General features: G+C 61.2%; 27 protein-coding genes. 22 read left to right on the forward strand and 5 right to left on the reverse strand.

Features of this window, described 5'->3' with window-relative positions; genetic code table 11:
• Positions 1-36 precede the first annotated feature (36 nt).
• From HMPREF3104_RS06570 to HMPREF3104_RS06580, 3 genes are read left to right on the forward strand one after another with little or no spacing between them, the layout of a single operon-like run.
• Positions 37-1,035 (forward strand): substrate-binding domain-containing protein, encoded by a 999-nt coding sequence (locus tag HMPREF3104_RS06570; protein ID WP_070494891.1) that lies wholly within the window; start codon positions 37-39, stop codon positions 1,033-1,035.
• On the forward strand, positions 1,032-2,084 hold the full coding sequence (locus HMPREF3104_RS06575) for an ABC transporter permease (protein ID WP_070494892.1): 1,053 nt from the start codon (positions 1,032-1,034) through the stop codon (positions 2,082-2,084). Before HMPREF3104_RS06570 ends, HMPREF3104_RS06575 begins: the two co-directional genes overlap by 4 nt.
• 3 nt (positions 2,085-2,087) lie before the next feature.
• The gene (locus HMPREF3104_RS06580; RefSeq protein ID WP_070494893.1) at positions 2,088-2,855 is read left to right on the forward strand and encodes an ATP-binding cassette domain-containing protein; all 768 of its coding nucleotides are present in this window, start codon (positions 2,088-2,090) and stop codon (positions 2,853-2,855) included.
• Here HMPREF3104_RS06580 and HMPREF3104_RS06585 read toward each other — a convergent pair.
• Together HMPREF3104_RS06585 and HMPREF3104_RS06590 are read right to left on the reverse strand one after the other, a co-directional pair.
• Positions 2,785-3,276, reverse strand: coding sequence for a YbjN domain-containing protein (locus HMPREF3104_RS06585; RefSeq protein ID WP_070494894.1), 492 nt, complete (start codon positions 3,274-3,276; stop codon positions 2,785-2,787). The genes HMPREF3104_RS06580 and HMPREF3104_RS06585 overlap by 71 nt on opposite strands.
• A complete protein-coding gene (locus HMPREF3104_RS06590) occupies positions 3,263-3,706 on the reverse strand; it encodes a YbjN domain-containing protein (protein ID WP_070494895.1) in 444 nt (147 codons plus the stop codon). Before HMPREF3104_RS06590 ends, HMPREF3104_RS06585 begins: the two co-directional genes overlap by 14 nt.
• 155 nt (positions 3,707-3,861) lie before the next feature.
• Between HMPREF3104_RS06590 and pyrR the strand changes: the two genes are divergently transcribed.
• From pyrR to metK, 11 genes are all read left to right on the forward strand, one after another.
• Positions 3,862-4,422, forward strand: a complete 561-nt coding sequence (gene pyrR / locus HMPREF3104_RS06595) for a bifunctional pyr operon transcriptional regulator/uracil phosphoribosyltransferase PyrR (protein ID WP_070494896.1) — start codon at positions 3,862-3,864, stop codon at positions 4,420-4,422.
• A gap of 10 nt (positions 4,423-4,432) precedes the next feature.
• The gene (locus tag HMPREF3104_RS06600; protein WP_070494897.1) at positions 4,433-5,377 is read left to right on the forward strand and encodes an aspartate carbamoyltransferase catalytic subunit; all 945 of its coding nucleotides are present in this window, start codon (positions 4,433-4,435) and stop codon (positions 5,375-5,377) included.
• On the forward strand, positions 5,378-6,652 hold the full coding sequence (locus HMPREF3104_RS06605; protein ID WP_070494898.1) for a dihydroorotase: 1,275 nt from the start codon (positions 5,378-5,380) through the stop codon (positions 6,650-6,652).
• Between the two features lie 10 nt (positions 6,653-6,662).
• Positions 6,663-7,103 carry a carbamoyl-phosphate synthase domain-containing protein gene (locus HMPREF3104_RS06610; protein WP_052204128.1) on the forward strand — a complete coding sequence of 147 codons (441 nt, stop codon included), beginning with the start codon at positions 6,663-6,665 and terminating at the stop codon, positions 7,101-7,103.
• A complete protein-coding gene (gene carB, locus HMPREF3104_RS06615; protein ID WP_070494899.1) occupies positions 7,104-10,460 on the forward strand; it encodes a carbamoyl-phosphate synthase large subunit in 3,357 nt (1,118 codons plus the stop codon).
• Entirely contained in the window at positions 10,447-11,268 is an 822-nt protein-coding gene (gene pyrF / locus HMPREF3104_RS06620; protein ID WP_052204132.1) for an orotidine-5'-phosphate decarboxylase, read from the forward strand. Before carB ends, pyrF begins: the two co-directional genes overlap by 14 nt.
• 251 nt (positions 11,269-11,519) lie before the next feature.
• A complete protein-coding gene (gene mihF / locus HMPREF3104_RS06625) occupies positions 11,520-11,840 on the forward strand; it encodes an integration host factor, actinobacterial type (RefSeq protein WP_052204133.1) in 321 nt (106 codons plus the stop codon).
• Between the two features lie 24 nt (positions 11,841-11,864).
• The gene (gmk, locus tag HMPREF3104_RS06630; RefSeq protein WP_052206351.1) at positions 11,865-12,446 is read left to right on the forward strand and encodes a guanylate kinase; all 582 of its coding nucleotides are present in this window, start codon (positions 11,865-11,867) and stop codon (positions 12,444-12,446) included.
• Between the two features lie 8 nt (positions 12,447-12,454).
• Positions 12,455-12,760 (forward strand): DNA-directed RNA polymerase subunit omega, encoded by a 306-nt coding sequence (gene rpoZ, locus HMPREF3104_RS06635; protein ID WP_052204135.1) that lies wholly within the window; start codon positions 12,455-12,457, stop codon positions 12,758-12,760.
• Positions 12,761-12,839: 79 nt separating this feature from the next.
• On the forward strand, positions 12,840-14,054 hold the full coding sequence (gene coaBC / locus HMPREF3104_RS06640) for a bifunctional phosphopantothenoylcysteine decarboxylase/phosphopantothenate--cysteine ligase CoaBC (RefSeq protein WP_371441044.1): 1,215 nt from the start codon (positions 12,840-12,842) through the stop codon (positions 14,052-14,054).
• 56 nt (positions 14,055-14,110) lie between these two features.
• Positions 14,111-15,349 carry a methionine adenosyltransferase gene (metK, locus tag HMPREF3104_RS06645; protein ID WP_070494900.1) on the forward strand — a complete coding sequence of 413 codons (1,239 nt, stop codon included), beginning with the start codon at positions 14,111-14,113 and terminating at the stop codon, positions 15,347-15,349.
• Here the strand turns inward: metK and HMPREF3104_RS12290 are convergent.
• Genes HMPREF3104_RS12290 through HMPREF3104_RS06660 form a run of 3 tightly spaced genes read right to left on the reverse strand, consistent with a single transcriptional unit; the run spans position 15,346 to position 17,486 of the window.
• A complete protein-coding gene (locus tag HMPREF3104_RS12290; protein WP_052204139.1) occupies positions 15,346-16,209 on the reverse strand; it encodes a hypothetical protein in 864 nt (287 codons plus the stop codon). The two genes, metK and HMPREF3104_RS12290, sit on opposite strands and share 4 nt — an antisense overlap.
• A 16-nt stretch (positions 16,210-16,225) precedes the next feature.
• Positions 16,226-16,597 carry a hypothetical protein gene (locus HMPREF3104_RS06655; protein WP_070494901.1) on the reverse strand — a complete coding sequence of 124 codons (372 nt, stop codon included), beginning with the start codon at positions 16,595-16,597 and terminating at the stop codon, positions 16,226-16,228.
• A 10-nt stretch (positions 16,598-16,607) separates the two neighbouring features.
• Complete coding sequence (locus tag HMPREF3104_RS06660; RefSeq protein ID WP_083278980.1) at positions 16,608-17,486, reverse strand: polysaccharide deacetylase family protein; 879 nt, start codon at positions 17,484-17,486, stop codon at positions 16,608-16,610.
• Positions 17,487-17,601: 115 nt separating this feature from the next.
• Between HMPREF3104_RS06660 and HMPREF3104_RS06665 the strand changes: the two genes are divergently transcribed.
• From HMPREF3104_RS06665 to HMPREF3104_RS06700, 8 genes are read left to right on the forward strand one after another with little or no spacing between them, the layout of a single operon-like run.
• Entirely contained in the window at positions 17,602-19,596 is a 1,995-nt protein-coding gene (locus HMPREF3104_RS06665) for a primosomal protein N' (protein WP_070494903.1), read from the forward strand.
• Positions 19,597-19,606: 10 nt separating this feature from the next.
• Positions 19,607-20,110 carry a peptide deformylase gene (gene def / locus HMPREF3104_RS06670; RefSeq protein WP_070494904.1) on the forward strand — a complete coding sequence of 168 codons (504 nt, stop codon included), beginning with the start codon at positions 19,607-19,609 and terminating at the stop codon, positions 20,108-20,110.
• 31 nt (positions 20,111-20,141) lie between these two features.
• Complete coding sequence (gene fmt / locus HMPREF3104_RS06675) at positions 20,142-21,065, forward strand: methionyl-tRNA formyltransferase (protein WP_070494905.1); 924 nt, start codon at positions 20,142-20,144, stop codon at positions 21,063-21,065.
• The gene (locus tag HMPREF3104_RS06680; protein ID WP_070494906.1) at positions 21,062-22,510 is read left to right on the forward strand and encodes an RsmB/NOP family class I SAM-dependent RNA methyltransferase; all 1,449 of its coding nucleotides are present in this window, start codon (positions 21,062-21,064) and stop codon (positions 22,508-22,510) included. Before fmt ends, HMPREF3104_RS06680 begins: the two co-directional genes overlap by 4 nt.
• A gap of 4 nt (positions 22,511-22,514) precedes the next feature.
• Complete coding sequence (gene rpe / locus HMPREF3104_RS06685) at positions 22,515-23,177, forward strand: ribulose-phosphate 3-epimerase (RefSeq protein ID WP_083278981.1); 663 nt, start codon at positions 22,515-22,517, stop codon at positions 23,175-23,177.
• Positions 23,158-24,153, forward strand: coding sequence for a bifunctional diaminohydroxyphosphoribosylaminopyrimidine deaminase/5-amino-6-(5-phosphoribosylamino)uracil reductase RibD (gene ribD / locus HMPREF3104_RS06690; protein WP_070494907.1), 996 nt, complete (start codon positions 23,158-23,160; stop codon positions 24,151-24,153). The genes rpe and ribD overlap by 20 nt, the downstream gene beginning before the upstream one ends.
• Before the next feature lie 5 nt (positions 24,154-24,158).
• Positions 24,159-24,746 carry a riboflavin synthase gene (locus tag HMPREF3104_RS06695; protein ID WP_070494908.1) on the forward strand — a complete coding sequence of 196 codons (588 nt, stop codon included), beginning with the start codon at positions 24,159-24,161 and terminating at the stop codon, positions 24,744-24,746.
• Between the two features lie 11 nt (positions 24,747-24,757).
• The gene (locus HMPREF3104_RS06700) at positions 24,758-26,032 is read left to right on the forward strand and encodes a bifunctional 3,4-dihydroxy-2-butanone-4-phosphate synthase/GTP cyclohydrolase II (protein WP_070494909.1); all 1,275 of its coding nucleotides are present in this window, start codon (positions 24,758-24,760) and stop codon (positions 26,030-26,032) included.
• The last annotated feature ends 10 nt before the right edge of the window (positions 26,033-26,042 follow it).

Below are 26,042 nucleotides of genomic sequence, written 5' to 3' on the forward strand. Positions count from 1 at the left end.
GCCGGGTTTTTGCCTGTGAGCGGGCACACTGGGTGAGTGAAAAGAATCTCTAAGCTGTACAAAGTAGCGGCAATGGTGGCCGCGGTCGGTTTGACGTTGGCGGGTTGCTCGTCCACGGGGGGCGCGCCGCGTGAGGGTGAGGCCGGTGGCGAGACCGCCGGTGGGGTAGACACCCCGCGTTATGTGGTGGCGATGGTTACCCATGGTGCGCCAGGTGACACGTATTGGGATCTTGTACGAAAGGGTGCAGAAGACGCGGCCAAGAAGGATAATATTGAGCTGCGTTATTCCTCTGATCCGCAGGCACCGAACCAGGCAAACTTGGTGCGCTCTGCTGTGGACGCAAACGTTGATGGCATTGCCGTTACGTTGCCTAACGCTGAGGCCATTGGGCCTGCAGCTCAGAACGCCGTTGACGCGGGCATTCCGGTTGTTGGCTTGAACGCTGGCATGAACGAGTACACCAAGTACGGCTTGACTGGCTTCTTCGGCCAGGACGAGACTGTTGCTGGTACGGCTGCAGGTGAGCGTCTTCAAGAGGAAGGGAAATCCAAGGTGCTCTGCGTTATCCATGAGCAGGGCAACTCTTCCCAGGAGGCGCGCTGCAACGGTGTGAAAGAGGGCCTCGGAGGAGAGGTCGAACTGCTTTACGTCAACGGCCAAGACCTGACTTCGGTGCAGTCAACGATTAGCTCCAAGCTTTCGCAGGACAAGACCTTTGACACGGTGTTTGCCCTGCAGGCCCCTGTGGCGATGCGCGCAACGGAGGCGGTCAAGCAGTCCGGATCTGAGGCGCAGGTGGTCACGTTTGATACCAACGCTGAGCTGGTTGACGCTATTGCAGACGGCCGTGTGGCGTGGGCTGTGGACCAGCAGCCGTACCTGCAGGGCTACCTTGCGGTGGATTCGCTGTGGGTGGCTAAGCGCAACGGCGGCACCTTCGGCGGCGGCCAGCCGGTGTACACGGGTCCGAGCTTTGTGGACCAGGACAATGTGGAACAGATCGCTGAGGCTGCGAAGGCAGGTCTTCGATGACCACTGCCGTTCAAGATGAATCGAAAGAGTCAGGCGCTGATGATCGTCTCCGAAGCCACACCGGGTTAGCTAAGCTGATTCGCCGGCCGGAGCTGGCCAGCCTGCTTGGCTTCCTGGTCATTTTGAGCCTGTTCCTCGCCGTCGCTCCCGCGTTTCGCTCGTTTGATGCGATGGCGACCATTTTGTACGCCAGCTCCACGCTGGGCATTGTTGCCTTGGCCGTGGGTTTGCTCATGATTGGCGGCGCGTTTGATTTGTCATCCGGCGTTGCGGTGACCACGGCCGCGCTGGCTGCCTCGATGCTTAACTACAACCTGCATTTGAACTCCTGGGTGGGGGCGGGCTTAGCGCTGGTCATCGCGCTGTCGATCGGGGCGCTCAACGGCATCCTGGTCACTCGAACTGGCATTGACAGCTTCCTGATCACCCTGGCGGCGTTTTTGATGCTGCAGGGACTGAACCTGGCGGTGACCAAGCTGGTGACCGGCCAGGTGGCAACCCCGTCGATTGCAGATATGGAAGGCTTCGCCTCAGCCCGTACTGTTTTCGCAGGAAGCTTTTACATCGGCAGCGTGCGCATCAGCGTGACGGTTATCTGGTGGCTGCTCTTTGTGGCCATTGCGTCTTTCGTGCTCTTCCGCACGAAGTTTGGCAACTGGATTACCGCCGTGGGCGGCGATGAGGAGGCTGCGCGCGCTGTCGGTGTGCCTGTGCGCATGGTCAAGATTGTGCTGTTTATGACGGTCGGCTTTGCCGCCTGGTTCGTAGGCATGCACACGTTGTTTGCCTTTGACTCAATCCAAGCTGGCCAGGGTGTGGGCAATGAGTTCCTTTACATCATCGCTGCAGTGATAGGCGGCTGTGCGATGAAAGGCGGGCGCGGCACGGCGGTTGGCACGATGATTGGTGCGCTGATCTTCGGCATGACTAACCAGGGCATTGTCTACGCCGGCTGGAACCCGGACTGGTTTAAGTTCTTCCTTGGCGCGATGCTGTTGTTCGCGGTGCTGACCAACACGTCATTCGCAAAGATTACGAAGGGGCGCTAAGGCATGGCGATTATTGAACTGCGTGACATCACCAAGTCCTACGGCACCTTCGACGCGCTGCGTGGGGTGAACCTCCTGGTTGAAGAGGGCGAAGTCACCTGCGTGCTGGGCGACAATGGCGCAGGTAAGTCCACCTTGATCAAGATCCTTGCAGGTCTACACGCACCAACCAGTGGGCAGCTGCTTATCTGCGGCTCACCGGCCACGTTTTCTTCCCCCCGCGACGCCCTCGCTGCTGGGATTGCCACCGTGTATCAAAACCTGGCGATTGTTGATGAGCTCAGCGTGTGGCGAAACTTCTTCCTTGGCCAGGAGCTAAATGGGCCGTTTGGGACGCTGAAGCAGAAGGAGATGCAGCGAATCTGCGCTGAGCAGCTGCTGGATATGGGCATTGACATCCCAGATGTCAACGTTGAGGCTGGCAACCTTTCTGGCGGCCAGCGCCAGGTGGTGGCAATTGCCAGGGCGGTTTACTTCGGCGCCCGTGTGGTGGTGTTGGATGAGCCAACGGCCGCTCTTGGTGTGAAGCAGTCAGGTGTGGTGCTGAAGTTCATCGCTTCTGCCCGCGACCGTGGCGTCGCCGTGGTGCTGGTGACCCATAACCCGCACCACGCCTACCTGGTGGGTGACCACTTCACCATCTTGAAGTTGGGGCGCCAGGAGCTTGACGCCCCGCGTGAAGCTATCACGATTGATGAGCTCACTCGTCAGATGTCTGGTGGGGAGGAGCTTGAGGCGCTTCGCCACGAGCTGCAGCTTCCATCTCGTTGAGTTCTTCAAAATGGGCGAGCATGATCTGGTGGCCGGTGGTGACGGCGTCAACGCCGCGTCGGAAAGCATGCTCAAGCTGCGCATCAGTGAGCCCACCTGCAACACTGAGCTCATGCTCTGAGCGCACCACCAGGGTGTCAAAATGCGTCACCGCAACCTGGCGGGCGAGCACGTAGGACGCATTCGCCTGGTTCGCGGCCAAAAAGTAGTTGGCCTGAGCGCTCTGAGTGGGCTCATCTGTGGCAAAGTCACTGCGGATCACCAGCACGGTTTCCAACAGCACGAAAAACAGCGGCACACCGTTGACGTTGGCCTGAGCGGAGCGTCCAGTGATTGCCTCCTCCAGATCAATGCCAAGGTTTTCAGCAGTGGCAATAATTCGATCCAGTGTGACCTGGGTGGGGGTGTTAGTGGTGCTCATCGTGGGTATCCGTCCAATCAACAAGGGTGGGCAGGGACTGCTCGAGCTGGGCAAACGTTTCTAGTGTCATCTGGATGGTGCTGATAACAAAGACCTCCAGCTGCTCATCAGTCAACCCTTCCGCAGCGTCAATTGTGCGGGTGGCTGAGGTGGTAAGCATGCCGTCGGCGGTTTCCAGCATGCGCAGTGTTGGGGCGAAACGCGCCTGGTTGAGGTCGTTGATGGTGAACAGCAGCTGCGGAGCGAGGTCCTGCGGGGCCATGCCACGCCAAATGGATTCAAACACCAGGCTGTCATCACTGAGAGCGAAGAAGATAGTGCAGTTTTCAAAACCTGACAGGAGCTTGTCGTCTTCTACCTGGAAGTTGAGGTCGCGTCCGCGAAACACGTCCGCGACGGCCTCAAGCGTGACGGGGGTCGGGGAAGTCACAGCCCTTTTTCTCCTTGAATACTTGGTGTGCGGGGGTACAAATTCTCTCAGGCGATGGTAAACCACTGTCCTGAAAGGCGTGCGCGGTGCTACGCTTGGACGCGTCGTTGACACCACCTTTAAATTCCGCACTGTGAGGCGGGGAAGGAGGACCGATGAGCGACGAGAACCGTCAGACGGTTGAGCTGTTGACAGCTTCAGACGTCGGGCGCACGATCGCACGCATCGCGCACCAAATAATTGAGAAAACCGCGCTTGATGGCGAGGACGCACCAACAGTCATGCTGCTTGGTATTCCGTCCGGGGGAGTGCCACTTGCGCATCGTATTGCTGATGCCATCCAAGAATTCGCTGGCGTAGCCATCCCAGTAGGCAGTCTTGATGTCACGCTGTACCGCGATGACTTGAGGGATAAGCCGCACCGGGCGCTGAGGCCCACCAGCATTCCGGCCAACATTGATGGCACCACCGTCATCCTGGTGGATGACGTGCTGTATTCCGGCCGCACCATCCGCGCAGCGCTTGATTCGCTTCGAGATATTGGCCGGCCAAAGGCGATCCAGCTTGCGGTCTTGGTTGACCGTGGGCACCGTGAGCTGCCTATCCGCGCTGATTACGTGGGCAAGAACATCCCAACCGCTATGACGGAGGACGTGACTGTCACGCTCACGCCCATTGATGCCGTTGACGGCGTGACCCTGACCAGAGAGGGCTAAGGCTCAAGCAATGAAGCATTTGATTGACATTGCAGACTTAAGCCGTGAGGAGATTGTTGGCCTGATGGATGAGGCCGACCGCTTCCGCGAGGCGCTTGATGGCCGCGAGATTAAGAAGCTGCCAACGCTTCGCGGACGCACCATCTTTACCTTGTTCTACGAGAACTCCACGCGCACCAGGTCTTCGTTTGAGACCGCTGGCAAGTGGATGAGTGCGGACGTGATTAACGTCTCGGCCGCTACCTCCAGTGTGAAGAAGGGGGAGTCGCTGAAAGATACGGCGTCCACGATCGCCTCGATCGGTGCTGATGCCATTGTGATGCGACACCCGTCCTCGGGCGCGCCGAATCTGCTGCGCAAGTGGCTGCCGGAGACCTCCATCATCAATGCGGGTGACGGCCAGCACCAGCACCCGACGCAGGCGCTGCTGGATGCGGTGACCATGCGTCAGCACATCGGTGATGTGCAGGGCAAGAAGGTCCTGATCGTCGGTGACATTTTGCACTCGCGCGTGGCGCGCTCCAACGTGGACTTGCTGTCCACCCTGGGAGCCGAGGTGGTGCTCGTCGCACCGCCGACGCTGCTGCCCATGGGCGTTGAGCACTGGCCGGCGCGCGTCTCCTTCGACTTTGACGCAGAGATTGCGCAAGGTGCAGATGTGGTGATGATGCTGCGCGTCCAGGCTGAGCGCATGGATGGTGGCTTCTTCCCCACGCACCGAGAATACGCCACGTTGTTCGGCCTGTCCGCTCAGCGCGCGGACCAGCTGGGTCCGGAAACCCTCATCATGCACCCCGGTCCGATGCTGCGAGGCATGGAAATTAACTTCGACGTGGCTGATCGCGACAACACTGTGGTGCTCAACCAGGTCTCCAACGGTGTCTACACCCGTATGGCGGTGCTGTTTACCTTGTTGACCTCGGGTGAGGACGCGTTGGAAGGAAAGGTGAAGTAAGTGAGTACCACCGCTCTCACAAATGTGCGCCCGTATGGCGAGGACGTCACGACGGTGTTGATCCGCGACGGTGTGATTGCCCAGGTCGGTCCAGACGTTGACATCAGCGGCGCCGATGAGGTCAAGGACTGTGGCGGTCTGGTCTTGCTGCCGGGCCTGGTAGATATGCACGTGCACCTGCGCGAGCCGGGCCGCGAAGATACCGAAACTATTGCCACTGGTTCGGACGCCGCGGCGAAGGGTGGTTTTACCGCCGTGTTTACCATGGCGAACACGAACCCGGTGATTGACCAGCCGTTTATTGCAGACGGTGTCTGGGACAAGGGCCAGGCCTACGGCAAGTGTGACGTCTACCCGGTGGGTTCTATCTCCAAGAACTTGGAGGGCAAAGAGCTCACTGAGATCGGCCTGATGAGCCGCGGACACGTCCGCATGTTTTCTGACGACGGCCGCTGCGTCAACGACCCGCAGCTGATGCGCCGCGCAATCGAGTACGCCAAGGCGTATGACGTGGTGTTGGCTCAGCACGCTGAGGATCACCGCATGACCGCCCACAGTGTTGCCCATGAAGGTGAGCAGGCTGCGCGTTTGGGACTGACTGGTTGGCCGCGTGTTGCGGAGGAATCCGTGGTTGCGCGTGACCTGATCATGACCCGCGACTATGGAGGGCGCTACCACCTGTGCCACGCATCTACCGCTGGCACGGTGGAGTTGCTGCGCTGGGCCAAAGCGCAGGGCATTGAGATCACCGCTGAGGTGACTCCACACCACCTGCTGCTCACCGATGAGCTGCTCGCTACCTATGACGGCAACTACCGCGTTAACCCGCCGCTTCGTGAGCACGAAGATGCGGTGGCGCTTCGGGACGCGCTGCTGGAAGGCATCGTGGACGTTGTTGCCACAGATCACGCTCCGCACGGCTCTGAAGATAAGTGCGTGGAGTTTGATCACGCGAAGCCGGGCATGCTTGGCCTTGAGACGTCGCTTGCGGCAATCCACCAGGTCTTTGTTGAATCTGGTCTGGCGGATTGGCGCTTTGTGGCCAAGGTGATGAGTGAGCGCCCCGCAGAGATTCTGCGTCTGGCGGATCAGGGCCGCCCGATCGCTGCAGGTGAGCCAGCGAACCTGACGTTGGTAAACCCGAATGACCCCTGGACTGCTCGCGGCGCTGATATGGCGTCGAAAGCTTCGAATACCCCGTACGAGGGCATGGAATTTTCCGCCCGCGTTGTTGCCACTTGGCTGCGCGGCACGCCGACCTACACCAACATTTAAGGAACCGATTATGAACGCACGTAAGAAGGCAGAGCTTGTGCTTGCCGACGGCACGTCTTTCCCCGGATACCTCTTCGGCGCTACGCCTACCGCAGAGATCTCTGGCGCAGCCACTGTAACCACCGATTTGTTTGCCTACCAGCGCGAAATGACTGACCCTGCTCGTGAGGGGCAGGTGCTTATCTTCGCTGCACCGCAGGTTGGCAACGCTGGTTGGAACGATGAGGACGTAGCCAACTCGGAGGGTCGCATCACCGTTGGGGCCGTCGTGGTGAGGGATCTCACCGCACGGGTTTCCAACTTCCGCTCGGTGCGCACCTTGGAGGAAGCGATGACCGCGCAAGGCATCAGCGGTATCTACGGGGTGGACACCCGCAAACTGGTCCGACATCTGTCTCAGACCGGCAACGAAAGCGTTGTCGCCACCCTCGTAGTCAAGGAGGAAAACTAAATGAAGCGCGATGATCTCAAGCATGTGATGGTGATCGGTTCTGGCCCGATCGTGATCGGTCAGGCTTGTGAGTTTGACTACTCGGGTACTCAGGCTTGCCGTGTGCTCAAGGATGAGGGCCTGCGTGTGACGCTGGTGAACTCTAACCCGGCGACGATCATGACGGACCCGGAGTTTGCGGACCACACCTATGTGGAGCCGATCGAGCCGGCCTACATTGACAAGATTCTGGCGCGCGAGGTAGAAGCCGGCCACAAGGTTGACGCAATTTTGCCAACGCTGGGTGGCCAGACCGCACTCAACACCGCGATCAAACTCGATCGCATGGGTATTTTGGCCAAGCACGGTGTGGAGCTGATCGGCGCTGACATTGATGCGATTGAGCGTGGTGAGGACCGCCAGAAGTTCAAGGACATCGTGGAAAAGATCGGCGGCGAGTCCGCTCGCTCCCGCGTCTGCTACACCATGGAAGAGGTCGAAGAGACCGTTGCTGAGCTTGGGTTCCCGTGCGTGGTGCGCCCGTCGTTCACCATGGGCGGCCTGGGCTCCGGCCTGGCCTATGACATGGATGACCTGCACCGCATCGCCGGTGATGGTCTGACCGCCAGCCCTGAGGCGAACGTGCTGATTGAGGAGTCCATCCTTGGCTGGAAGGAAATCGAGCTTGAGCTGATCCGCGATAAGGCGGACAACTGCATCACCATCGCCACGATTGAAAACGTGGATGCGATGGGTGTGCACACCGGCGACAGCGTCACGGTTGCTCCTGTGCTGACGCTCACGGAGCCTGAGGTCACCCGCCTGATCGAGCAGGGTAAGGCCATTATCCGAGAGGTTGGTGTGAAGACGGGCGGTTGCAACATCCAGTTCGCCATCAACCCGAAGGATGGCCGCCTGATCACGATCGAGATGAACCCGCGCGTGTCGCGTTCCTCGGCGCTTGCGTCCAAGGCAACTGGCTACCCGATTGCAAAGGTGGCAACGCTTCTGGCCATCGGCTACACGCTGGATGAGATCTCCAACGACATGACCGGTGGGGCGATTACGGCGCTTGAAGAGCCGACGCTGGACTACATTATTGTCAAAATGCCGCGCTTTGCCTTTGAGAAGTTCCCGGGCTCTGATGAGACGCTGGGTACCTCCATGAAGGCTGTGGGTGAGGCCATGGGTATTGGCCGCAACTACATCCAGGGCCTGAATAAGGTTATGCGCTCCATGGAGGACAAGCCGAACGGTTTCTGGACCCGTCCGGATGAGTACTTTGCGGGCGAGCGCGCAACAGATGTTGCCGCAGTACTCGAAGACCTGAAAGTGCCAACGGACAAGCGCATTTACGACGCTGAGTTGGCGCTGCGCCTGGGCGCAACCGCGGATGAGGTCTATGCCGCATCCGGTATTGACCCGTGGTTCTTGGGTGAGATGGAAACTCTGGTTGATTTCCGCAAGACCCTTGAGTCTGCGCCTGTGTTGGATGCGGATCTTTTGCGTGAGGCGAAGGCGTTTGGTCTTTCGGACGCACAGATTGCCGCACTTCGCCCGGAGCTTGCGGGCGAGGAGGGCGTGCGTTCCCTGCGCTGGTCTTTGAACATCCACCCGGTGTTCAAGACGGTCGATACCTGCGCAGGTATGTACGAAGCGAAGGTGCCGTACCTGTACTCCGCGTACGAGCTGGATCCGGATGCAGAGTGCGAAGCAGCTGCTACGAGCGACGGCAAGCGCGAGAAGGTCATCATCTTGGGCTCCGGCCCGAACCGAATTGGCCAGGGCATTGAGTTTGATTACTCCTGTGTGCACGCAGCCCTTGAGCTGTCGCGCGTTGGCTACGAGACCGTGATGGTCAACTGCAACCCGGAGACCGTCTCCACGGACTACGACACGGCAGACCGACTCTACTTCGAGCCGCTGACCTTCGAAGACGTCATGGAGATCTACCGCGCTGAGGCTGCATCCGGCACCGTTGCCGGTGTGATTGTCCAGCTTGGTGGCCAGACTCCGCTGGGTCTTGCACAGAAGCTTGCAGACGCTGGCGTGCCTGTCGTCGGCACCACCCCTGAGGCCATCGACTCTGCTGAGGACCGTGGTGAGTTTGGCAAGGTGCTTGAGGCTGCCAACCTGCCTGCCCCGGCATACGGCACGGCGACCTCCTTTGCGGAGGCACGCGAGGTTGCCAACAACATCGGCTACCCGGTGCTGGTGCGCCCGTCGTATGTGCTGGGTGGTCGTGGCATGGAGATTGTGTACGACGAGGCGTCCCTGCACGACTACATTGACCGTGCCACGGAACTTTCCCCGGATCACCCGGTGTTGGTGGACCGCTTCTTGGATTCCGCCATTGAGATTGACGTAGACGTGCTCTCTGACGGCAACGAGGTTTACCTGGGTGGTGTAATGGAGCACATCGAGGAGGCCGGCATCCACTCCGGTGACTCTGCGTGTGCGCTGCCGCCGATGACGCTCGGCCCGGACGACATTGCCAAGGTGCGCCGCTCCGCTGAGGCGCTTGCTCACGGCATTGGGGTTAAGGGCCTGATGAACGTGCAGTTCGCTCTGAAGGATGACATCCTCTACGTCATCGAGGCCAACCCGCGTGCTTCGCGCACCGTGCCGTTCGTGTCTAAGGCAACGGGCGTGCACTTGGCCAAGGCTGCTGCCCGCGTCATGCTGGGCGCAACCATTGCGCACCTGCGCGAGGAGGGGCTGATCCCGTCCAATTACGACGGCGGTTCGCTGCCGCTGGAACACCCGATTGCCGTGAAGGAAGCTGTCCTGCCGTTTAGCCGCTTCCGTACGCCGGAAGGCGCTGTGCTGGACACGATCCTGGGCCCAGAGATGAAGTCCACCGGCGAGGTCATGGGCGTGGCTCCGTCCTTCGGTGTCGCATACGCCAAGGCAGAAGCCGCAGCTTTTGGTGCGCTGCCGGTTGAGGGCACGGTGTTCGTCTCTGTGGCTAACCGTGACAAGCGCACCCTGATCTTCCCAATCCAGCGCCTGTCCACCATGGGCTTCCGCGTGCTGGCTACGGAGGGGACGGCACAGATGCTGCGTCGCAACGGTATCGAGTGCGAGACCGTCCTGAAGGCCTCCGAGGTCCGCGCGGGTGCGGAGGGCAAGTCTGTGGTTGATCGCATCACCGACGGTGAGATCGACCTGGTGCTCAACACCCCTGCTGGCTCTGCGGGTGCTCGCCATGACGGCTATGACATTCGCGCAGCCGCCGTAGCAGCAGGTGTGCCGATCATGACTACGGTGCAGGGCGTTACCGCCGCTGTACAGGGCATCGAGGCGCTTCGCGCTAAGGAGATCACGGTGATGAGCCTGCAGGAGCTCGACCATAAGGTTGGCAATGGGGTTCGGTAACCGTCTCGTAGAGGCAGGCCGCACGCATGGGCGCCTGTGCGTCGGCATTGACCCCCATGCGGCGCTGCTTCAGCAGTGGGGCCTTGCAAACACTGTCGACGGCTTGCGCACCTTCGCTATGACGTGTGTGGAAGCCTTCGGCGGTCACGTTGCGGCGATCAAGCCCCAGGTGGCGTTCTTCGAGCGCTTCGGCGCCCAAGGCTTCGCCGTGCTGGAGGAGACCCTTGCATCGGCGCGTGAGTTGGGAACAATCACGATTGCGGATGCCAAACGTGGCGACATCGGATCCACCATGGCCGGCTACGCCGCCGCGTGGTTGGAACCAGGCGCACCGCTGGAGGCAGACGCATTGACGCTCACGCCGTATCTGGGTGTGGGCTCGCTTGCCCCGGCGATTGAGCTTGCACAGCAACACGGCAAGGGCGTGTTCGTGATGTCTGCAAACTCCAACCCTGAGGCTGAGCAGTTTCAGAGCTCCACCTTGAACGGTGGGGTAACGGTTGCGCAGTTCATGGCTGATGAGTGCGCGAAGTTCAACGCGGATGCCGCTTTGCGTGGGGAAGTGGGGGATGTGGGTGTGGTGGTTGGCGCGACCGTCGATACGCCTCCAGCCCTTGAATCCCTCAATGCCCCGGTGCTGATGCCTGGTGTGGGTGCGCAAGGCGCGACCTTTGCAGACGTTGACCGCATTGCTGGGAAGCGTGCACACCTGGTGTTTCCAAACGTTTCGCGTTCTGTGTTGCGCCACGGACCGAATGTCAGTGACCTGCGCAATCAAGCCGTCGAGCTGGGGAAACGCGATAATTAGGAGGGGCAATTCACTACCAGGGCAAAACCCCTGGTAGTTTATTTGCGTCGATGCGTTGACATGGCGAAATGCAGTAGTCTGTAGAGCCAAGTCAATACGGCAGCACTAGATGCAGTGCTACACTAGACCGAAGCTGGCGAGTTGCAACGATGCAATTACCCGACCTGGGTATAAGGTGCTTCTCGGCAATAATGCTGAGGACAGTTAAGTAACTGGACCAGTACAAACTACGAATAAATTTTGGAGGATCCATGGCACTTCCCGAGTTGACCCCGGAGCAGCGCAAGGCAGCCCTTGAGAAGGCAGCAGAGGCACGTAAGGCACGTGCAGAGCTGAAGGCTTCCCTCAAGCGTGGCGAGACCACCCTGAAGGACGTCCTGGACAAGGCTGACACCAACGAGATCATTGGCAAGACCAAGGTCTCCGCACTGCTCGAGGCTATGCCGAAGGTGGGCAAGGTCAAGGCTCGCGAGATCATGGAGGAGCTGGAGATCGCCCAGACCCGCCGCCTGCGTGGCCTCGGTGACCGTCAGCGCCGCGCTCTGCTCGAGCGTTTCGGCTTCGACGCGTAAGAGACATACGCGCCCGTGGATACCGTGAAGAATGATGCAACGCGTGGTCGGCTGATTGTTTTGGCCGGCCCGTCCGCGGTGGGTAAATCCACCGTGGTTCAGCGCCTTGTTACTGATGTGCCGAATCTATACTTTTCGGTGTCCATGACTACGCGTGCACCACGCCCCGGTGAGGTTGATGGCAGGGACTACTTCTTCGTCTCTCCAACTGACTTCCAGGAGCGCATTGATGCTGGCGAGATGCTGGAGTGGGCCGACATTCACGGCGGCCTGCAGCGTTCCGGCACGCCGGCTGGTCCAGTGCGTGAAGCGCTGGAGGCGGGGCGACCGGTGTTGGCTGAAGTCGACCTGGTTGGCGCACGCGAGATTAAGCGGTTGATGCCCGAGGCTAAGACGGTGTTCCTTGCACCCCCGTCGTGGGAAGTGTTGGTGGAGCGCTTGACTGGTCGTGGGACTGAAACTGAGGACGTGATTAAGCGTCGTCTAGAAACTGCCCGAGGCGAGCTTGATGCCCAGCATGAGTTTGACTCCATTGTGGTCAACGATGATGTTGACCGGGCAGTTGCCGCCATCGCGGCCCTTTTGACTGATACAACAAATGAGTAGGTGTTGAGTTGAGCAACGTCACTGATGAGCTGTCGACCACTGCTGCCGCTTCCGCGGAGCGTGTGTACGACGAACCGGAGGGCATTACGGCTCCTCCGATCGATGAGCTGCTGACCAAGGTTTCGTCGAAGTACGCATTGGTCATCTTTGCGGCCAAGCGTGCTCGCCAGATCAACAGCTTCTACCAGAACTCTGATGAGGGTGTGTTCGAGTTTATCGGCCCCCTGGTCAACCCAGAGCCGGGCGAGAAGCCGCTGTCTATCGCGCTGCGTGAGATCCAGGCGGGTCTTCTGGAGCACGAAGAAGGCAACTAAGCTTTCGTACCTCGGTTTTCTATAACCGCGCACTTCGCCGCAGCTGGCGGGTGCGCGGTTTTTGCGTTGCGTAGACTTTATGCCCATGAGCAAAAGCAACGTAGTGATCGGTATTGCTGGCGGCATCGCGGCCTACAAGGCATGCGGGGTGATTCGGGAGTTCACGGAGACCGGGGACAACGTGAAGGTGGTGCCGACACCAAACGCACTGCGCTTTGTTGGGGCTGCAACGTTAGAGGCGCTGTCCGGAAACCCGGTGGACACTGAGGTGTTTAGCCGTGTGGACGAAGTCCAGCATGTTCGGGTGGGCCAGGAGGCTGACCTGATTGTTACTGCGCCGGCAACAGCTGACTTGATTGCGCGCCTAGCCGCGGGGCGTGCTGATGATCTGTTGACTTCGACGGTGCTGGTGGCTACGTGCCCGGTGGTCTTAGCCCCGGCGATGCATACGGAGATGTGGCTGCACCCGGCGACGCAGGAGAATGTGGCAACGCTTCGTCGCCGCGGGGTAACGGTGCTAGAGCCGGCACACGGCAGGCTGACTGGTAAGGACACTGGTCCAGGGCGGATGCTTGAGCCGTCGCAAATCGCGCTGCTTGCCCGCACAGTATTGGCAACGGGCCCAATCCAACGAAGCTTGGAAGGCAAGCGCGTACTGATTAGCGCTGGCGGTACGCAGGAGAATATTGACCCGGTGCGCTTCATTGGAAACCGTTCCTCGGGCAGGCAGGGCTTTGCGCTTGCAGACGTTGCGGTGCACCGCGGCGCCGACGTCACCATTGTTGCTGGCAATACAGACGCGTTGGATACCCCTGCTGGTGCTGAGGTTGTGCGCGTGCGCTCAACCGCTGAGCTGGAGGAGGCCATGAACGCGCGTGCGGCGGAGGCGGACGTGGTGATTATGGCGGCGGCCGTTGCAGACTATCGCCCTGCGCAAGAGGCGACGAGCAAGCTGAAGAAGGGCCAAGCCGATGACTCGCTGTCCACGTTGCATTTGGTGGAAAACCCCGATGTGCTGCGCGGGCTCGTGGAGCGCCGCCAGGCGGGGGAGACGAACGCTGTGATTGTTGGTTTTGCCGCAGAGACCGATAACGCGTTGGAGTTTGGTCGCGCGAAGCTGAAGCGCAAGGGCGCGGATCTGCTCATGGTCAACGCCGTTACGGGCGGCAAGGTGTTTGGTGAGTCCCACAATGAAGGTTGGATTCTTGGTGCGGACGGCTCAGAAGCCGAAGTGCCCCAAGGCTCAAAGCATGAGGTAGCGGTAGCAATTTGGAATGCGATTGAGGCCTACTGAAATTAATGGACCGCCCGGCTTTGCCAAATTAGACCGCTTGGTCTAGTGTGTTGGGCATGTCTGAACAGCACAATGGCACGTCTCAGGGTACGTTCCACCGCCTCTTCACCAGTGAGTCCGTGACTGAGGGCCACCCCGATAAGATCTGTGACTCCATCTCGGATGCCATCTTGGATGACATGCTTGCCCAAGACCCGAAGTCACGCGTGGCGGTTGAGACCCTCGTGACAACCGGTCAGGTGCACGTAGTGGGGGAGGTGCGCACCAGCGCGTATTCCAACATTGCCAAGATTGTGCGCGATCGCTTGGTAGAGATCGGTTTTACGTCCTCCGAGGTTGGCTTTGACGGACACACGTGTGGCGTCAACGTAGCTATTGGTGACCAGTCGGAGGAAATCTCCGCGGGTGTGACCACCTCCCAGGAGGTGCGCGAGCACGCCTCCAAGGAGGAGCTTGCGCAGTCTGGTGCTGGTGATCAGGGCCTGATGTTCGGCTACGCCACGGATGAAACTCCGGAGTACATGCCGCTGCCGATCGCTACCGCGCATCACCTGAGCCGACGCCTGGCGCAGGTGCGCCACGAGGGTATTGTCAGCGGTCTTCGCCCGGACGGTAAGACTCAGGTCACCTTTGCTTATGACGGGGAGATCCCGGTGCACTTGGATACCGTGGTTATTTCCACCCAGCACGACCCGGACTTCACTGGCGATGAGCTTGCCGCGGCAATGCGTGAACACGTGCTTGAGTGGGTGGTTGAAGACGCTGGGCTGGGCGCCTTCTACAACGAAGACACGAAGCTTTTGGTTAACCCGTCCGGATCTTTCGTCCTGGGTGGCCCGATGGGTGATGCGGGATTGACTGGCCGCAAGATCATTGTGGATACCTACGGCGGTATGGCTCGTCACGGTGGCGGCGCGTTTTCCGGCAAAGATCCCTCAAAGGTGGACCGTTCCGCCGCGTATGCCATGCGCTGGGTGGCTAAGAACATTGTCGCCGCAGGCCTGGCCAAGCGCGTTGAGGTGCAGGTGGCCTACGCCATCGGTCGTGCCAACCCGGTGGGCCTGTATGTGGAAACCTTTGGCACGGCGGTTGAAGGCCAGAGCAGCGAGTCCATCCAGCAGGCGGTACAAAAGGTCTTCGACCTGCGCCCGGACGCGATCATCCAGGAGCTCGACCTGCTTCGCCCGATCTACGCTCAGACGGCAACCTATGGCCACTTTGGACGTACGGATATTGACCTCCCGTGGGAGCGCCTAGACAAGGTTGAGGAGCTCAAGCGCGCAGCGGGAATCTAGGACTCCTGCTCTTCCCACTTCGCTTTTTCGGCGTCGGACTTCTTCTTGTTGCGTAACGCGACGACGCCGATGACAATGCCGATGAGTACGGGGACCCAGATTTTTGAGTACTCCAAAAGCCAAGCCACCCAGTAGGGCAGGTCCGGCAGGTCCGGCAAAGCAATATTCGGCGTTGGCAACCTCACCTGTGGAAGCTGTGGTACTGGCAAGTCAACGTGGGGTAGCCGGATCTGCGGCAGGGTGAAGTCCGGCAGATCAATATCTGGCAGGTACTGCGCAATCCAGGCAAGAAAACGCCCGATGACAGGCGGAAGCAGCAACGCAGCCAGCGCCCAACCACCTTTTCCGATGCCCTGTGCGATGGGGAAGAGGGTGCGCTTGATGTTGCTGGATTCCATGGCTTGGCGGCGGCGCGCGCCCCGAGATCCTTCCGGCGGATCAAATTCCACTATGGTTTTGCCCTCGCGGTAATCCACCTCCAGCAGTTCTTTGAATATGTTGAAAGTGAGGTTGAGATTCGGTTTCGCGCGGTCAACGCCGAAGTGCGTCATTATTTTCAGTGCATCTTTAGAGCCTTGGCCGAATAGAGGGATTCGCCCGGAATCTAGATCCTGGTACTGTGTTTGCACCTCACCGTTAACGCGGACTTCCAGCCGCGTCGGCGGCCTGGGAAATCCCGCACGCAGTCGTTCTGCCACGCTGCCGTTGGCGGGTATGTGCTTGATCAATTCGGGATGCTCGACGAATTGCTCTGGCAGCTCACCTGGCCACGAGGGGTCGGTTTCCAAAAACTCGTTATCGTAGCCTATACGCACTTCGATCAGGCCGTGTTCGGGATGGTTGAGGCTCCAAGTTTCCACAGGTGTCCTTTCCTGGCTACTTGTTGGCGCCAGCGCTTACGCGGCCACCGATCACGCCACCGATTACGCCGCCGAGCCAGCTACACACACCCGCGATAACAACGCAACCCAAGCCGTACACAAACGTCCCATCGTTGAGGTAGAGCACTTTGGCAAGCCAAAAGCCAACCCCGCACAGTAGGGGGATGGAATACGTGGGGCGGAACAACGTGGCGTCGATAAGCGAAACAAGCCCCGCGGTGCCGAAGAGAAACACAATCATTGCTGCAGGAGCGCTGCTGCCGGCCGCCGGGATGAGGACAAGCGGTACCAGCACATATGCTGCAAGCAGAAAGTACGGCATGGCTTTGAGCCAGCCGCGGCGTGGTTGCTCCTCAGTTTCAGTCATGAAGGGCAGTCTACCGGCGGTGCGAGTAGACGCGACCCGCCTGGGGCGAGGTGATCATCTGGTCCAACGAGACAGGGCGAAGCCCCTTCGCGCGCAGCCCGTCGATGATGCATGGAACCGCGTCCACCGTGGGGCCGTGGATGTCATGCATTAAGACCACAGAGCCTGGGCGCGATTGCTGCACGGCAACCGCGCACGTTTTCGTGGCGTTGCGGTGCTTCCAATCAAGCGTGTCCACGTCCCACAGGGCGACCGCCATGCCGCGGCTTTGAGACGCAGCCGTCACTCGCGCGTCATACTCGCCGTAGGGCGGGCGCATCCACCGGGGGTTCTGGCCGGTGGTGTTGCGAATCGCTGCATTGGTGCCGTCGAGCTGGCGGTTGATACCGTCCTGGGACAGGCGTGGCAGCACCGGGTGGTCCACGGTGTGGTTGCCAATGGTGTGGCCGCCGTTGCGAATGCGCTGCACGGTCTTCGGGTACTTGCGGGCTTTGTTGCCTACAACGAAAAAGGACGCCTTGACGTTCTTCTTATCCAGGATGTCCAAGAGACGCTCAGTGTCGGGCACAGGGCCGTCATCAAAAGTCAGCGCCACGCAGTTCGCGCAGGAGTCCGGCGCAGGTGTTGGCTCATGAGCGCTCTCACGCTCAGACTCCGTCGGGGGAGCTGGGTGCGAAGGCGGTGCCGGTTCGACCGGGCGAAGCTCGTTCGGAATCGCGCTGCGCACCTGTGGGGGTAGGGCATTGAAGCCTTGCCGCCATGCGTCATTCATTGCCTGCGAGCTTCGCGCACCGATATCGCTGGAGGCCGAAGCATGGACATCAACAGTCGGCGCAACAAGAGCAAGAGAGCACAACGCGGCGGCAACGGCGCGCGAAACACGATTCATCTTTGGGTCAAACTCACAGTAAAAGCGAACGATTCCTACAGCCAGAGAGTATGCGCCGCACGCCTCAAGATAGCCAATCGGGGGCGTGTGGCAGGTTTCATTAGAATCTCACAGCATGTCCCAAAACCAAGCTGCCGCACAACCCGTGGTTCGGGTATTGCCGCTGCTTGGCTTGGCGCACCTGGACAGGGAGTTTGACTACCTGGTTTCTGAGGCCGATTCGGCAGCCGCGCGCCCGGGGGTGAAGGTGCGTATCCGTTTCGCCGGTCGCCTGGTGGATGCGCTGGTGCTGGAGCGCGCCTCCACCTCTACACACGAGGGTAAGTTGCGGTTCATCGAGCGGGTTATCTCGCCGGAGGTAGTAGCCCCCAGGGAGCTTCGTTTGCTTATCGACGCTTTAGCTAACCGCTACAGCGCCACCCGCTCCGACCTCTACCGCGCTGCGATCCCGGCGCGCCACGCCAAAGCTGAGGAGACGGACACCTCAACCCCGTGGCCGGAGTTGGGACAGGCGCAGGAGCCGGATTTGTCAGCGTGGAGTGCCTATGAGTTCGGCGAGTCGTTTGTGGATGCAGTGTTGGGCGGCGCGGTGGCACGCGCCGCGTGGCAAGTAGCGCCGGGGGATGACTGGGCGGCAGCTGTTGCGTCGCTTGTGGTCAAAGTGGCGCTTGAGGGGTCGTCGGCGCTGGTGGTAGTGCCGGATCAGCGTGATGTGGACCGGGTTGAGGCGGCGTTACGTGAGCTGGTGTCGGCGAAGCAGGTGACAACGCTGACCGCGTCCCAAGGCCCGCAGGCGCGTTACTCGCGCTACCTGTCTGTGATCCATGGGCAGGCGCGGATTGTGGTGGGTACGCGTTCGGCGGCGTTTGCGCCGATGCGAAACCTGCGGCTGATGGTGGTGATGTTTGATGGGGATGATTCGCTGGTGGATCCCCGCGAGCCGTATTTTCATGCGCGTGAGGTGTTGACTACGCGCTCGGGGATCGAGCATGCGTCGTTAATCATCGGCGGGCATACCCGCACCGCCGAGACGCAGTTGTTGGTGGAAAGCGGCTGGATGCATAGCCTGGTGGCTCCGCGTGAGGCGTTGCGTGCGCGGATGCCGCGCATTCATGCAGCCGGGGATTCCGATTTTGAGCTGGAGCGCGACCCGCGGGCACGCCAGGCGCGCTTGCCCTCGGTGGCGTTTCAGGCTGCGGCGCGCGCGTTGGAGCGCGACCAGCCTGTGCTCTTCCAGGTGCCGCGTACGGGCTACATCCAAACGTTGGCGTGTGGCACATGTCGTGCGCCTTCGCGGTGCCGTTGGTGTATGGGCCCGCTTGGATTGCCGTCGAGTGGTGAGGCGGCGGCGCCGACGTGTCGCTGGTGTGGGCGTATAGACGCGCAGCATGTGTGCCCGTCGTGCGGTTCGCGCAAGGTGCGCGCCGTGGTGGTGGGAACGGAGCGCACTGCTGAAGAGTTGGGGCGCGCGTTTGCAAAGTACCGGGTGGTTACCTCCTGGGGTGAGAAGGTGCGCGACACGGTGCCTGATAAGGCCGCAATTGTGGTGGCTACGCCCGGCGCGGAGCCGCGGGCAGACTACGGTGCTGCGGTGTTGCTGGACACGTGGGCGCTGCTGCAGCGGCCGGACCTGCGCGCTGTGGAGGATGCGTTTGCGCGTTGGGCTGCGGCCGCCACGCTTGTGCGCCACGAGGGGGAAGTGGTGGTGGTTGCGGATCCTGCGCTTCCCGCCGTGCAGCATCTGATCCGCTGGGACATGCCCGGTTTTGCCGCCCTTGAGCTTGCGCAGCGCCGCGACGCACGCTTCCCGCCCGCAGTGCACATTGCGCTTGTAGACGCTCCGCGGGCCGCCCTCGACGACTTCTTTAACAATGTGGATCTGCCTGCCCATGCGGAGCTGCTTGGGCCCGTGGACTTGCCGCAAGGGGAACACTTGCCGGGCGAATGGGACGTTGCACAGTTTGGGCCTGCGCAGCGGATGCTGGTGCGCGCGCCGCTAGCTGGGCGAAACGCGCTTGGGATGGCGCTTCGCGCAGGCCTAGTCAGCCGTGGTGCGCGAAGAGCGGACCTGCCGCTGAGGGTGCAGGTCAATCCGATCAACATCGGATAAGTTAAAGCGCATGGTAAACCTCCCTGTTCGTTTGTTTGGAGACCCCGTGCTGACCACCCCGGCTGCGGAGGTGACAGTCTTCGACGCGTCGTTGCGCAAGCTTGCCCTGGACATGTTGGAGACCATGGATGCAGCCGGTGGCGTCGGGCTTGCTGCCAACCAGGTCGGGGTGCTCAAGCGTGTGTTTACCTATGACTGCCAGGGGTTAAGGGGAGTGTTGGTGAATCCCACGTGGGCGTCGATAGGCAACAAGCTCCAGGTGGGACCTGAAGGGTGCCTGTCTATCCCCGGGGTACGAGCGGAGGTCGCACGCCACGACACGGTGGTGGCGCGCGGTGTCGATGTGGAGGGCAAACCGGTTGCAATTCGAGCATCAGGGTTGCTGGCACGCTGCATCCAGCACGAGAGCGATCACCTCGACGGGGTACTGTTCCTTACACGTATGGAACCTGCGGTGCGCGCGGCGGCGATGGCTGAGATTCGCGCCGCTGAGTGGTCGCAGCAGCGGTCATAACAGCAGGTTAGAGAAAGAGGAAAGGCAAGATATGCGCTTGGTGTTTGCCGGCACGCCGGAACCTGCGGTGGCGTCGTTGCAACAGCTCATCGATTCCCAGCACGAGGTAGTAGCGGTGCTGACCCGACCGGATGCAAGGAAAGGACGCGGCCGCACGCTGCACCCCTCACCGGTCAAGGAACTCGCGCTCAAGCACGGCATTGAGGTGCTCACGCCGGTGACCTTGAAAGACAATGAGGAGATCCGCCAGCGTTTGCGCGAGCTTGCGCCTGACTGCATCCCAGTTGTGGCTTACGGCAACCTGATCCCAGAAGGCATGCTGGACATTGCCACACACGGATGGGTGAACCTGCACTTTTCGCTTCTGCCGCAGTGGCGCGGCGCGGCACCGGTACAGCACGCGATCTTGAGCGGTGAGACAGCAACCGGAGCCACCGTTTTTCGGATTGACCAGGGCTTGGACACCGGCCAGATCCTCAACGTGCTGCCGGATGAGATTGCCCCAGACGATACTTCTGACGTGCTGCTTGGCCGCCTTGCACGCCGCGGCGCAGCAACCTTGGTGGAGACCATGGACGGGCTTGAAAACGGCACGATTACTCCGCGCGCTCAGGAGGGCGAGGCCAGCTACGCCTCCAAGATCGCGGTGGATGATGCGCGAATTACCTGGTCAAAGCCCGCAGCAGAGATCGATCGCGCCATTCGCGCCTATACGTCTGCGCCGGGGGCGTGGACCACGCTTGGTGGGCAGCGGGTCAAGGTGGAGCCGGTAGTGCTTGCAGAGACGGATTCGCTGGCGCCGGGGGAGGTTGCGGCTGGCAAAAAGGAGGTCCGCGTAGGCACCGGTACGGCGGATGTTGTGTTGACGCGGATCCAGCCCCCGGGCAAAAAGATGATGAACGCGGCCGATTGGGCGCGCGGACTTCGTGCAGATGAGCAGGTGGTGTTCGAGTGAGCGGTGGATTTAGGTCCCGCGCGGCGGGTCGCAGGCAGGAGCCGAAGCGGCCAACTGGGTTTGCGGAGCAGCAGAAGCAACAGAAGAAGCAGCCGGAAGGCACTGGCAGGCAGCGCTACAGCGTGAAGTCACGCCCGGCGTCTATCGGTGATGCGCCGCGCGAGGCAGCGTTTGAAACGGTGCTGCGCGTCACCCGTGACGGAGCGTTTGCCAACCTGACGCTGCCTGGCCTGCTACGTGAGCGCAAGATCACTGGCCGTGACGCCGCCTTTGCCACGGAGCTGACCTACGGAACCCTGCGCACCATGGGTGTGTTGGATGAGGTGATTGGGGCGAATTCTTCGCGTCCCGTTGCGCAGATCAACCCCGAGGTGTTGGCGGCGCTTCGCCTTGGTGCCTACCAGGTGCTCTACATGCGTGTGGAAAACCACGCGGCGGTAGATACATCGGTTCGCCTGGTGGAGGCCGCGAACCAGGACAAAGCGAAGGGCTTTGCCAACGGTGTGCTGCGCTCCATCACGCGTACCCCGGTTGAGGAGTGGCTGGCCAAGTTCGACCGTAACCACGCGCACCCGGAGTGGATTGTAAAGAGCTTCGCTGCCGCACTCGGTGATGCGGCGGAAGCTGAGCTCGACTCCGCACTGAAGGCGGATTCCGAACGCCCGATTGTGCACCTGGTTGCGCGCCCCGGCGAGATCACCGCAGAAGAGCTGGCGCTGACCACCGGCGGGCGCGAGGGCACGTATTCGCCCTACGCCGTCTACTTAGATGAGGGCGACCCGGGCGATCTGCAGGAGGTTCGCGACGGTCTTGCGGGCGTGCAGGACGAAGGTTCGCAGCTCATCGCCCGTGCGCTGGCGGAAGTGCCGGTGGACAACGATCAAGGCCGCTGGCTAGACCTGTGCGCAGGCCCCGGCGGCAAGGCGGCGCTCACCGGAGCGATTGCCGCTATCGATGGAGCACACGTGGACGCAGTCGAGGTTGCCCCACACCGCGCAGACCTGATCCGCAAGGCAGTAGGCAACCTGCCGGTCACCGTTAAGGTTGCAGACGGCCGCGACCCAGGTCTCGAAGCAGGCAGCTACGACCGCGTGCTCGTGGACGCGCCGTGCTCTGGCCTTGGCGCACTGCGGCGCCGCCCGGAAGCTCGCTGGGTGAAGACGGAAGACGACATCGCGGAGCTGAACACCTTGCAGTCCGAGCTGCTCGCGTCCGCGGTCAATCTGGCAAAGCCGGGTGGCGTGATCGTGTACTCCACCTGTAGTCCGGATGTGAGGGAGACGCGCGGGATCGTCGATAAGCAAAAGGCTCTTGGCAATGTGGAGGAGCTCGACGCACGTCCGTACGCCATGGACAATGTTGGCGAGGGCCCGAGTGTGCAGATGTGGCCGCACCGACACGGCACCGATGCCATGTTTTTCGCAGTGTTGCGCAAGCTACCCTAGAGGCATGATTTACATTGCACCGTCGATTCTGGCGGCAGACTATGCGGCGCTTGGTGAAGACGTGCGGAAGGTGGCAAACGCCGACCTGATTCACGTGGACATCATGGACGGCCACTTTGTTCCTAACCTTTCTTTCGGCCCGGATGTGACCAAGGCTGTCAATGGTGTGACGGAGCAGTTCCTGGACATGCACCTGATGATTGAGCAGCCGGAGAGGTGGTTTGAAACCTACGCTGCGGCCGGTGGTGACAGGATGGTCTTCCACGTTGAGGCAGTGGATGACCACGTTGCCGCGGCGCGTCAGTGCAAGGAGCTTGGCGTGCAGTCCGGTTTTGCTATTAAGCCGGGCACTGCCGTGGAGCCCTACCTGGATAGCCTTGAGCACTTCGACGAGGTCATGGTCATGAGCGTGGAGCCCGGTTTCGGCGGCCAGAAGTTCATGCCGGAGGTGTTGTCGAAGGTGATGACCTTGCGTGACGCGATTGCGCAGCAGGGCCTAGACACCATCATTGGTATTGACGGCGGTATTTCCGGCGAGACTATCGCTCAGGCCGCAGCTGCAGGCGTTGACGCGTTTGTGGCTGGTAGTGCGGTGTTTGGTGCGGATAACCCGGCTGAGGCTGTGGAGCGTTTGCGCGAGCTCGCGCGTGAAGCTCGTGCATCCTGAGTGGCTGATAGAAGGTATCGTCGCCGCAATCCAGGCAGGTGAGTCGGTCCGCGGCAACACCTCGCCGAATCCGCCAGTGGGCTGCTTGCTAATCGACGCCTCCGGTAACGCCATCTCCAGCGGCGCCACGCAACCTGCAGGCGGCGCTCACGCGGAGGCGGTTGCGCTGCGTGAGGCGGGCGAGCGTGCTCGGGGCGCGACGGCGATTGTGACCCTGGAGCCGTGCAACCACACCGGCCGTACCGGCCCGTGCGCGCAGGCCTTGGTTGACGCCGGCGTGGCAGAGGTGGTTTACCTAGTGGCCGATCCCAACCCAGTTGCCGCAGGTGGAGCGCAGTATCTGCGTGAGCACGGTGTGAAGGTGACCCACATGCCGAATCCGGTTGGGGCGCTTGAGCCGTGGCTGACAGCCATGCGCCTGGGCAGGCCGGCGGTGACGTGGAAGTACGCAGCAACCGCGGACGGATTCACCGCTGCCGCAGACGGCACGAGTCAGTGGATCACCGGTGACGAGGCGCGTGAGTTTGCGCACGAGGACCGCGCGACGCGAGACGCGATCATCGTGGGCAGCGGCACCGCGCTGGCAGACCAGCCGAAGCTGACAGCACGCAAACCCGACGGCACGTTGTATGAGCATCAGCCTCGCCGCGTGGTGATTGGCTCGCGGGCGGCCGCCGGCGAGATCCAGGGAGATTACGAGTGCTATGCCACCCCGGAGGAAGCCCTGCAGGCACTGTGGGACACCGGCGCGCGCGACGTGCTGCTTGAGGGCGGGGCCGGCCTGGCCCACAGCTTCCTGGCTGCGGACTTGGTGGATATGGTGCAGGCCTACATTGCGCCGATGTTCCTTGGGACTGGGCGGGGAGTGCTGGCCGGACCGGTTGCGGAAACGCTTGCGGATGCCCGCCGGTTTGCCCCGGTTCGCACCATGTTGTTAGGCAAAGACGTAATTTTTGAGATGAAAAGGCAGGCGTAAGGCGTATGTTTACGGGTTTGGTGGAGGAACGAGGTCGCGTGGACAAGCTTGAGCAGCTTGAAGACGCGGTACGGGTCCACATTCACGCCCCGCTGGTGACCTCCGATGCACGCCCAGGCGACTCGATTGCCGTAGATGGGGTGTGCCTGACTGTCGTGGACCTGGCAGATGGCACATTTAGCGCAGACGTGATGCGCGAGAGCCTTGAGCGCTCCCGCATTGGCAGCTACCAGGAGGGCACGGTAGTGAACCTGGAACGCGCGCTTCTGGCTACCCAGCGCTTGGGCGGCCACATTGTGCAAGGCCACGTGGATGGCACGACGCAGCTGCTGAGCCGCACGCCGTCTGAGCACTGGGAGGTGTTCCGCTTCGGGCTGCCGGAGGCATTGGCCCGCTATGTGGTGGAAAAAGGCTCCATTACGGTCAACGGCACCTCGCTGACTGTTTCCGCCGCTGGCGGTGACTGGTTCGAGGTCAGCCTCATCCCAACCACGCTGCGCGAAACCACCGCGGGCGAGCTGGAAGTAGGCGAAACGGTGAATCTTGAGGTGGACATCGTGGCCAAGTACGTTGAGAAAATGGTGCGGAACTAAGGTTGGCCAGTATGAGTGCGCCCGTCAGGTTGGACAGTGTCGTAGATGCCATTGCCGCGATCGCCCGCGGTGAGGCTGTGGTGGTTGTAGACGATGAGGACCGCGAGAATGAGGGCGACCTCATCTTCGCCGCCGAGCGTGCAACACCTGAGCTTGTGGCGTTTATGGTGCGGTATTCCTCCGGATACATCTGTGTGGCCATGGAAGATGAGCGTGCAAGTGAGCTCGATTTGCCGCCAATGGTTGCGCAGAACGAGGACGCGCGCCAGACTGCCTACGCAGTGACGGTGGATGCCGCCACTGGTACCACTGGCATTTCGGCCCGTTCCCGTGCGGAGACAATCACCCGTTTGGCTGATGCGTCCTTTGGCCCGCAGGATTTCACCCGCCCAGGGCATGTGGTGCCGCTGCGTGCTCGCAAGCACGGCGTGCTTGCACGTGACGGCCACACCGAAGCGGCCGTGGACCTCGCACGCTTGGCCGGGCTTTCGCCCGCGGGCGCGTTGTGCGAAATTGTCTCGGAGGATGAGCCGACCGAGATGGCCCGCGCGGACGAGCTGCGCCGCTTCGCTGATGCGCATGACCTGGTCATGATTTCGATTGAGCAGTTGATTGCTTTTCGACGCCGCACGCAACCCCTTATCACCCGCACCGCTGAAACGCGCCTGCCCACGGAGTTCGGCGAGTTCCGCGCCTACGGTTACCGCAGTGATGTGGACGGGGTTGAACACGTGGCGCTGGTTGTGGGCGACGTATCCGGAACTGCGGGCAGTTCCGGGGATGAACCGGTCTTGGTGCGTGTGCATTCGGAGTGCCTGACCGGTGACGTGTTTGCGTCCAAGCGTTGTGACTGTGGGCCGCAGCTGCACGAGTCCATGCGGCGCATCCAGGAAGCTGGTCGCGGCGTGGTGGTCTATGTTCGCGGCCACGAGGGGCGTGGCATTGGGCTTTCTGCCAAATTGAACGCCTACCGGCTGCAGGACCAAGGCCTTGACACGGTGGATGCGAACCTGGAACAGGGCCTGCCTGTGGACGCACGCGAGTACTCCGTTGCCGGCCACATCCTGGCGGACCTTGGCGTGACCTCGCTAACGGTGTTGTCGAACAACCCGGACAAGGTCGCAGCACTCAGTGGCTTTGGTCCTGAAGTACGCGGCAGGGCCAGCATTGAGGTCGTGCCCTCCCACGACAACATCGCGTATCTGCGCACGAAACGTGACCGCATGGGACACGATTTACAGGCCGTAGGCGAGTGGCTGGCCCAGCACCCAGGCGGCGCCAACTAGGGTGGGTGGC

This window comes from Corynebacterium sp. HMSC30G07, from assembly GCF_001806945.1.
GTDB classification, from domain to species: Bacteria; Actinomycetota; Actinomycetes; order Mycobacteriales; family Mycobacteriaceae; genus Corynebacterium; species Corynebacterium riegelii.

Coding starts and splice junctions, on each gene's coding strand:
- HMPREF3104_RS06575 (WP_070494892.1), top strand. CDS start 1,032: ATGACCACTGCCGTTCAAGATGAATCGAAAGAGTCAGGCGCTGATGAT.
- HMPREF3104_RS06580 (WP_070494893.1), top strand. CDS start 2,088: ATGGCGATTATTGAACTGCGTGACATCACCAAGTCCTACGGCACCTTC.
- HMPREF3104_RS06585 (WP_070494894.1), bottom strand. CDS start 3,276: ATGAGCACCACTAACACCCCCACCCAGGTCACACTGGATCGAATTATT.
- pyrR (WP_070494896.1), top strand. CDS start 3,862: ATGAGCGACGAGAACCGTCAGACGGTTGAGCTGTTGACAGCTTCAGAC.
- HMPREF3104_RS06600 (WP_070494897.1), top strand. CDS start 4,433: ATGAAGCATTTGATTGACATTGCAGACTTAAGCCGTGAGGAGATTGTT.
- HMPREF3104_RS06610 (WP_052204128.1), top strand. CDS start 6,663: ATGAACGCACGTAAGAAGGCAGAGCTTGTGCTTGCCGACGGCACGTCT.
- carB (WP_070494899.1), top strand. CDS start 7,104: ATGAAGCGCGATGATCTCAAGCATGTGATGGTGATCGGTTCTGGCCCG.
- pyrF (WP_052204132.1), top strand. CDS start 10,447: ATGGGGTTCGGTAACCGTCTCGTAGAGGCAGGCCGCACGCATGGGCGC.
- mihF (WP_052204133.1), top strand. CDS start 11,520: ATGGCACTTCCCGAGTTGACCCCGGAGCAGCGCAAGGCAGCCCTTGAG.
- coaBC (WP_371441044.1), top strand. CDS start 12,840: ATGCCCATGAGCAAAAGCAACGTAGTGATCGGTATTGCTGGCGGCATC.
- metK (WP_070494900.1), top strand. CDS start 14,111: ATGTCTGAACAGCACAATGGCACGTCTCAGGGTACGTTCCACCGCCTC.
- HMPREF3104_RS06655 (WP_070494901.1), bottom strand. CDS start 16,597: ATGACTGAAACTGAGGAGCAACCACGCCGCGGCTGGCTCAAAGCCATG.
- HMPREF3104_RS06660 (WP_083278980.1), bottom strand. CDS start 17,486: ATGAATCGTGTTTCGCGCGCCGTTGCCGCCGCGTTGTGCTCTCTTGCT.
- HMPREF3104_RS06665 (WP_070494903.1), top strand. CDS start 17,602: ATGTCCCAAAACCAAGCTGCCGCACAACCCGTGGTTCGGGTATTGCCG.
- def (WP_070494904.1), top strand. CDS start 19,607: ATGGTAAACCTCCCTGTTCGTTTGTTTGGAGACCCCGTGCTGACCACC.
- fmt (WP_070494905.1), top strand. CDS start 20,142: ATGCGCTTGGTGTTTGCCGGCACGCCGGAACCTGCGGTGGCGTCGTTG.
- rpe (WP_083278981.1), top strand. CDS start 22,515: ATGATTTACATTGCACCGTCGATTCTGGCGGCAGACTATGCGGCGCTT.
- HMPREF3104_RS06695 (WP_070494908.1), top strand. CDS start 24,159: ATGTTTACGGGTTTGGTGGAGGAACGAGGTCGCGTGGACAAGCTTGAG.
- HMPREF3104_RS06700 (WP_070494909.1), top strand. CDS start 24,758: ATGAGTGCGCCCGTCAGGTTGGACAGTGTCGTAGATGCCATTGCCGCG.